The organism is Streptomyces sp. A0958 (assembly GCF_004795035.1).
GTDB lineage: Bacteria > Actinomycetota > Actinomycetes > Streptomycetales > Streptomycetaceae > Streptomyces.
This window is the reverse complement of the sequence record NZ_SSBK01000028.1, coordinates 76,306-82,955: the sequence shown is the minus strand read 5'-3', so window position 1 is coordinate 82,955 and position 6,650 is coordinate 76,306. Positions and strand designations below refer to the sequence as shown.

Here is a 6,650-nt window from a genome sequence, read left to right as displayed (position 1 = left end):
AGGGGCCTGGGGCCGGCACGCCGAGGAGTGGGGTCTCCCCTGTTCGAGCGAAGCCGAGAACTTGGGGAAGCACCTGACGCCGCCCGGCCGCCCTTCGGGCGACGACGGCAGTTTGAAGACAGGCCCTGGGCCCTGCCGTAGCCCGGCGCCCGCCCCATCCTCGTACGCCCCCCGAAAGCCCCCCGCGCACTCCGGCGCGGGGGGCCGGCGCGTTCCGGCCGCGCTGTCTTCACCACCCACTTCGGTAACTCGGCGCATATGGGAAGGTCCGATCTGTCACTCTGTCCGTGTCGTCAGCGGCGCATAACGGAGAACAGGCAGAGCGAGAACAGGTCAGGAGCCGCCCTGTGGGGTCCATTCCCTTGCAGCGGGACATCGTGCAGCGTCCCGGAACCACCGCCGCTTCCACCGGTACACAGCCGGTCGCCCGGACCAGCCTGCCCGGGAACCTCCTCGCGCCCTCCGCGGCCCGGCGGTTCGTCACCGCCGCGCTCGCCGAGTGGAGCGGGCTCGGGCTGCCCGCCGCCGTGGGGTTCAGCGACCGGCTGACCGACGACGCGGCGGTGATCGTCAGTGAGCTGGTCACCAACGCCGTCGTCCACGCGGGCACCAACGTCGAACTGCTCTTCCGGCTGGAGGAGGCAACCGAGGAGGAGGCGTCCGCCCTGGTCCTGGAGGTCTCCGACCACCACCCGGCCCGCACGGTGCGCGGCGACCACGGACACGGCGCCGAGGGCGCGAACGAGCCCGCCGACTACGGGCGCGGCCTGGAGCTCGTCGCCACCCTCGCCGAACGCTGGGGGATCACCTACCGCACCGGCCTCAAGACCGTCTGGGCCCGCCTCCCCGTCGACGACTGGAACCCCTTCCCCGACGCCCGCGGCGAGCCCGGCTTCGAACGCGGACTGCGCGCCGCGGAACTCCTCGCCCCCACCGCCCGGCGCGCCCTGCGCGACGACGGGGACTGGGCCGGGCGCGGCGCGCTCTCGTTCCTCGCCGAGGCCTCCGATCTGCTGGCCGGACAGCTGGACGAGGACATCGTGGCGGCGCTCGCCGGACAGTTACTCGTCCCCCGGCTCGCCGACTGGTGCGCGATCTGGCTGGAGCCCGAGAGCGGCGGCCCCTCGGCCGTCCCCCGCCTCGCCAAGGTCTGGCACGTGGACGAGGACCGCATCCCGCCGCTGCGCGCCCTCCTGGAAGGGGACCCGCTCCGGCTCCCCGAGCGGGTCGGCACCGGCGCCGTCTCCATGCCGTGGCCCGGGGGCGCCGAGGACGGCGAGACGCCGGAGAAGGACGGGGCGGAGGCCGAGGGCGTCGCGCTCGCCTACCGGATCACCTCGGGCGGCCGCACCCTCGGAGCCGTACTCCTGGGCCGCGAGTCCACCGCGCGCGTTCCCGACGAGCTCACCGCCCTCATCGAGGACTTCGTCCGCAGGGTCGGCCTCGCCGTCGGCGCGGCCCGCGCCTACACCCGCCAGGCCACCATCAGCCGCATCCTGCAACGCGGACTGCTGCCCAGCAAGGTCGCCCGGATACCGGGCGTCGCCAGCTCCCTGGTCTACGAGCCGAGCGACGACGGGGTCGTCGGCGGCGACTTCTACGACATCTTCCCGTGCCCCGGCGACCGCTGGTGCTTCGTCCTCGGCGACGTCCAGGGCAGCGGCCCCGAGGCCGCCGTCGTCACCGGGCTCGCCCGCCCCTGGCTGCGGCTGCTGGCCCGCGAGGGCTTCCAGGCCGACGAGGTCCTGGTCCGCCTCAACCGGCTGCTCCTGGACGACGCGATGGAGGCCGCCGAGGCCGCCGCGCTCATGGTCGCCGCCGCCGGCGGCCAGCACTCCGCGGACAGCGGACAGTCCCGCTTCCTGTCCCTGCTGTACGGGGAGCTGGTGCCGCTGCCCGGCGGCGGCGCCCGCTGCACCCTGGCCAGCGCGGGCCACCCGCTGCCGCTGCTGCTGCGCCCCGACGGCACCGTGCGGCCCGCCGCCGAGCCGCAACTGCTGCTCGGCCTCATGGACGACGCCGTCTACGAGACCCAGAGCTTCGACCTGGCCCCCGGCGACAGCCTGCTCTGCGTCACCGACGGGGTCACCGAGCGGCGCTCGGGCCCGCTGATGTTCGACGACGGCGACGGGCTCGCCCGGGCCCTGTCCGGCTGCGCGGGGCTGAGCGCCGAGGGGATCGCGGACCGCATCAAGCACGCCGTGCACGCCTTCGCCGAGCGCCCGCCGGACGACGACCTGGCGCTGCTGGTGCTCCAAGCCGAACAGACCGAGCAGACAGAGCGGGCCGAACAGACCGAGCAGACAGAGCGGGCCGAACAGACCGAACAAACAGGGCGGACCGAACAGACCGAATAGACCGAACAGGCCGAATAGACCGAGCAGGCCGAGGAGACCTGACAGGCCCTACGGGAGCAGTGGCGTCCGGTTGCCGGGCGGCGCGCGACAATGGGCGGTATGCCTTCCGTACTGCCCGATGGTGAACCCGTGCCCGACGACGGGGCGCTGCCCCGCCATGCCCTGGAAGGCGCAGCCGGCCGCCCGCTCGGCTTCTACCTGCACGTCCCGTACTGCGCGACCCGCTGCGGCTACTGCGACTTCAACACCTACACCGCGACCGAGCTGCGCGGCTCCGGCGGTGCGCTCGCCTCCCGCGACAACTACGCCTCGCACCTCGTCGGCGAGATCCGCCAGGCCCGCAAGGTGCTCGGCGACGACCCCCGCCCGGTGCGCACGGTCTTCGTCGGCGGCGGCACACCGACCCTGCTGGCGGCAGCCGACCTGGTCCGGATGCTGGCCGCGGTCCGCGAGGAGTTCGGGCTCGCGGACGACGCCGAGATCACCACCGAGGCCAACCCCGAGTCCGTCGGCCCCGCCTACCTGGCCGAGCTGCGCGAGGGCGGCTTCAACCGGATCTCCTTCGGCATGCAGAGCGCCCGGCAGCACGTCCTGAAGATCCTCGACCGCGCCCACACCCCCGGCAGGCCCGAGGCCTGTGTCGCCGAGGCGCGGGCGGCCGGTTTCGAGCACGTCAACCTCGACCTGATCTACGGCACCCCCGGCGAGTCCGACGACGACTGGCGCGCCTCCCTGGACGCGGCGATCGGCGCCGGACCCGACCACGTCTCCGCGTACGCGCTGATCGTCGAGGAGGGCACCGGGCTCGCCCGCCGGATCAAGCGCGGCGAGATCCCGATGACGGACGACGACGCGCACGCCGACCGGTACCTCATCGCGGACGAGGCGATGGCCGCCGCCGGTTACTCCTGGTACGAGGTGTCGAACTGGGCCCGCACGCCCGAGGGCCGCTGCCTGCACAACGAGCTGTACTGGCGCGGGGCCGACTGGTGGGGCGCCGGACCCGGCGCGCACAGCCACGTCGGGGGCGTGCGCTGGTGGAACGTGAAGCACCCCGGTGCGTACGCCCAGGCGCTCGCCGAGGGGCGGTCGCCGGGGGCCGGGCGCGAGATCCTTTCCGCCGAGGACCGCCGCGTCGAGCGCATCCTGCTGGAGCTGCGCCTGGTCGACGGCTGCCCGCTGTCCCTGCTGGCCCCCGCCGGGCTCGCGGCGGCCCGCCGGGCGGTGGACGACGGGCTCCTGGAGCCGGCGCCGTTCGACGACGGGCGGGCCGTGCTCACCCTGCGCGGACGCCTGCTGGCCGACGCCGTGGTGCGCGACCTCGTGGACTGAGGTGCGGGCGCGCGCTCACTCCAGCGGACAGCCCGGCGGGGTGAGGGCGCGTCCCCCGGCCGCGCGGCCGCAGATGATCCGGGCGTGGCTGCGGCCGTCCGGGTAGGTGACCTGGACGACGTCGAGACCGTGGCCCGCCTGCTTCTCGTACGGGATGAAGCCGCGGAAGGTGATCGTGCCCGTGGGCATGGTCCGCAGCTTCACCGCGTACAGGTTCGACCAGGTCTCCGCCGCGCTGTTCACCGCGTCGCCGTGGCTCGCCGCGTCGTAGAGGGCGGCCGTGGCGCTGTAGGAGATCACCGATTGGCCGCTGGCGAACAGCGGGTCCTCGTACGCCTTGGTGGCCGGCAGCCGGGGCAGCGTCCCGCCCTCGGGCAGCAGCTTCTCCAGCGCCCGGTGCGACTCCGTGTAGAAGCCGTCGGCCCGGCCGCGGCTCATCGGGGCGAGCGCCGTGTGGTAGAGCGTGACGTTCTTCGTGGTGTCCGTGCTCGCGTCGAGCCGCGCCTTGGTCAGGTCGTCGCCCGTGAAGACGGTGATGGGGCGGCGGGAGCAGCTGTGCGCGAGCCGGCTCATCAGGTTGGCGACGTCCTCGACCCGGCCCGCGAAGTACAGGGCGTCCGGGGCCTGGTCCGCCCCGCAGATCTGCTGCACCGGCTTGTCCAGGTCGGCGCTGCTGCGGCGGCCGAGTCCGTAGTCCACCTGCGGGGAGCGCTTGAACCCCGCCTTGTCCAGCATCGTGCGGCCCACCTCGCGCTGCTCCAGCGTGTAGCGGTCCTTGTCGTTGTTGCCGAGCTTGCGCGACAGGACCAGGGCCCGGGGCTTGCGCTTCCCGGCCACCCGCGCGGCCACCTGCTTCGCCACCAGCCCGAGGGTGTCCGCCTGCTCCTGGTCGGTCGCCGCAATGCCGAAGTAGTTGGAGTAGTCCGTCGCCAGATAGCCGCCGGAATTGGTGGTGTCCACGATGGGCAGACCGGCCTGCTGCAACAGCTCGGTGGCCTTCGGGCTGTCGGTCGTGTCGCGCCCGAGCCCGACGACTCCGACGACCGAGGGGTCTCTTTCGGCCACCTCGATGATCTTCTTCACGGCGGGGATCTGCTGGAGCATGTCCTGCCCGCCGTTGGCGGTGAGCACCCGCAGCTTGACGGAGAAGTCGAGCGTGTTGGTGTGGTGCTGGTAGAGGTAGACGCCGGTCAGCTCCTCCAGGGCCTTGCGGGTGCCCGCCGGGGAAGGGGCGGTGAACGGACCCGCGTAGATCAGGGTCACGTACTTGTCGCCCGGCTCGATCGAGGCGTTCTCCTCGGACACGGCCCGCTCGATCCGGTCGAAGGTGACGCCCTCGCCGGCCCCGTCCAGCTCCAGCTCGTTGCCCGCCGCGAAGCGCACCCGTGTGGTCGTCGCCACGCCGATGCACTCCTTGTCCCCGCCGCCCGGGGCGGGCAGCCGCACCGAGTCCGTGTTGACGTCGGTGAGCGGCCCGTGGCAGTAGCGGTCCGCCAGGTGGTTGCTGACCAGCAGCGTCCCGAGCAGGGCGCCCGCCAGTAGACAGGCGACCGTCGTCCGCGACATGACCCACCACACCCACGTCCTGCGCACCCGCTCCGTGACCAGCTGCGCGTGCCCGTGCTCATGGGTCAGCTGCTCGGTCGACAGCGGCAGCCGCAGCACCCAGGCGAGCGTGGCGGCGGCCGAGGGGGACTGGCCGACGCTGAGATGGCTGACCCAGTCCTCGTAACGGGCGCGCGCCGCGCCGCTGTGCGTGGGCAGCGGATCGGGCGGCAGCGGCGGGGTGTGCCGCAGGATCTCCGCCGCCGGCAGGGACGCCAGGAGCAGCAGCGGGTCGACCTCGCTGCGCCGGGAGCGGACGTTGTTGATGGCGTTGATCAGCTGGATGCCGCCGTTGTCCTGCACGGCCGTCGGCAGGAAGACCACCGGCGGTACGGTGCGCTTGCCGCGCCGCCAGTCCGGCGCGTGCGGGCGGTAGTTGTTGCGCAGGTCCTCCAGCAGCGCCTGCACCCGCAGCTCCAGGTGGAACTGGCGGGAGCGCTCGTCGCCCGCCGCCGCGTCGGCCACCCGCCCCGCGACCACCGCCGCCCGCGCCCGGATCACCCGCCACGAACCGCTGGGCGAGAACCGCGACCAGCCGTCCGACGGATAGCCGGTACTGGCGGCGGCCAGCGACGAGGTGGTGGCGAACCACCTGCTGGCCCGGCGCAGCCACAGCAGCGGCGGCGCCGACGTCGTCAGCAGCCGGACGACGGCGAGCCCGAGGACCGCCCCCACGGCCACCAGCGTGGTCGGCAGCCAGCCGATCTCGCCGAGCAGCACACCCAGGACCGCGATGACCACGGCCCCGACGAACGTCTCGGGCCGCACCGACTCCCGGAACGCGCCCCACCAGGTGCCGGGCCCGCGCCGCCCGGCCCGCCAGCGCAGGGTGCTCAGCTCCTGCAGAATCCGTTCGTCGCGCTGGTCCCGCGAGCCGGCCGGGTCCGGGTCCCGGAGCACGGCGGTGGTGGCCTGCTCGATGGCGCCGAGCAGCCGGGAGCGGGGAAAGGCGAACGGCTTGTACTGCGAGCCGCCCCGGGTCTCCCACGGCTTCTCGGTCAGCGTCCGGACCAGGTCCAGGGCGGCGTCGTACGGTGTCTCGCCGCGCCCTTCGAGCAGCTTCAGGGGAACCCGGCGCGGCAGGTTGGCCCGGTGGATCTGGCGCACGATCTGCTCGACCCTGGCGTCCACGGCGGCCGGCACATCGGCGTCGGCGGCCTGGAGGACCACCAGCGGCATCACCGGCCGGTTGTCGCGGTAGCGGTCGATGAGCTGCTGCACGAAGTGGAAGACGGCGGAGGCCGCCTCGTTCTCCGCACTGTCCCGCCATACCTCGCGCGCCATCGCCCGCCCCCGTGCCTTCCCTCGCGAAAAGAGCCTGGCACCACTCAATAACCGATGATGCGTGTGAGGCGC

General features: G+C 73.4%; 3 protein-coding genes. 2 read left to right on the top strand and 1 reads right to left on the bottom strand.

Going from position 1 to position 6,650, the window contains the following annotated elements; translation table 11 throughout:
* Positions 1-362: 362 nt before the first annotated feature.
* Both E6P78_RS24360 and hemW read left to right on the top strand, forming a co-directional pair.
* Positions 363-2,357 carry an ATP-binding SpoIIE family protein phosphatase gene (locus E6P78_RS24360; RefSeq protein ID WP_240799360.1) on the top strand — a complete coding sequence of 665 codons (1,995 nt, stop codon included), beginning with the start codon at positions 363-365 and terminating at the stop codon, positions 2,355-2,357.
* 90 nt (positions 2,358-2,447) lie between these two features.
* Positions 2,448-3,689, top strand: coding sequence for a radical SAM family heme chaperone HemW (gene hemW, locus E6P78_RS24355; RefSeq protein ID WP_136205766.1), 1,242 nt, complete (start codon positions 2,448-2,450; stop codon positions 3,687-3,689).
* Between the two features lie 15 nt (positions 3,690-3,704).
* Here hemW and E6P78_RS24350 read toward each other — a convergent pair whose 3' ends face one another.
* On the bottom strand, positions 3,705-6,578 hold the full coding sequence (locus E6P78_RS24350; RefSeq protein WP_136205765.1) for a hypothetical protein: 2,874 nt from the start codon (positions 6,576-6,578) through the stop codon (positions 3,705-3,707).
* Positions 6,579-6,650 lie beyond the last annotated feature (72 nt).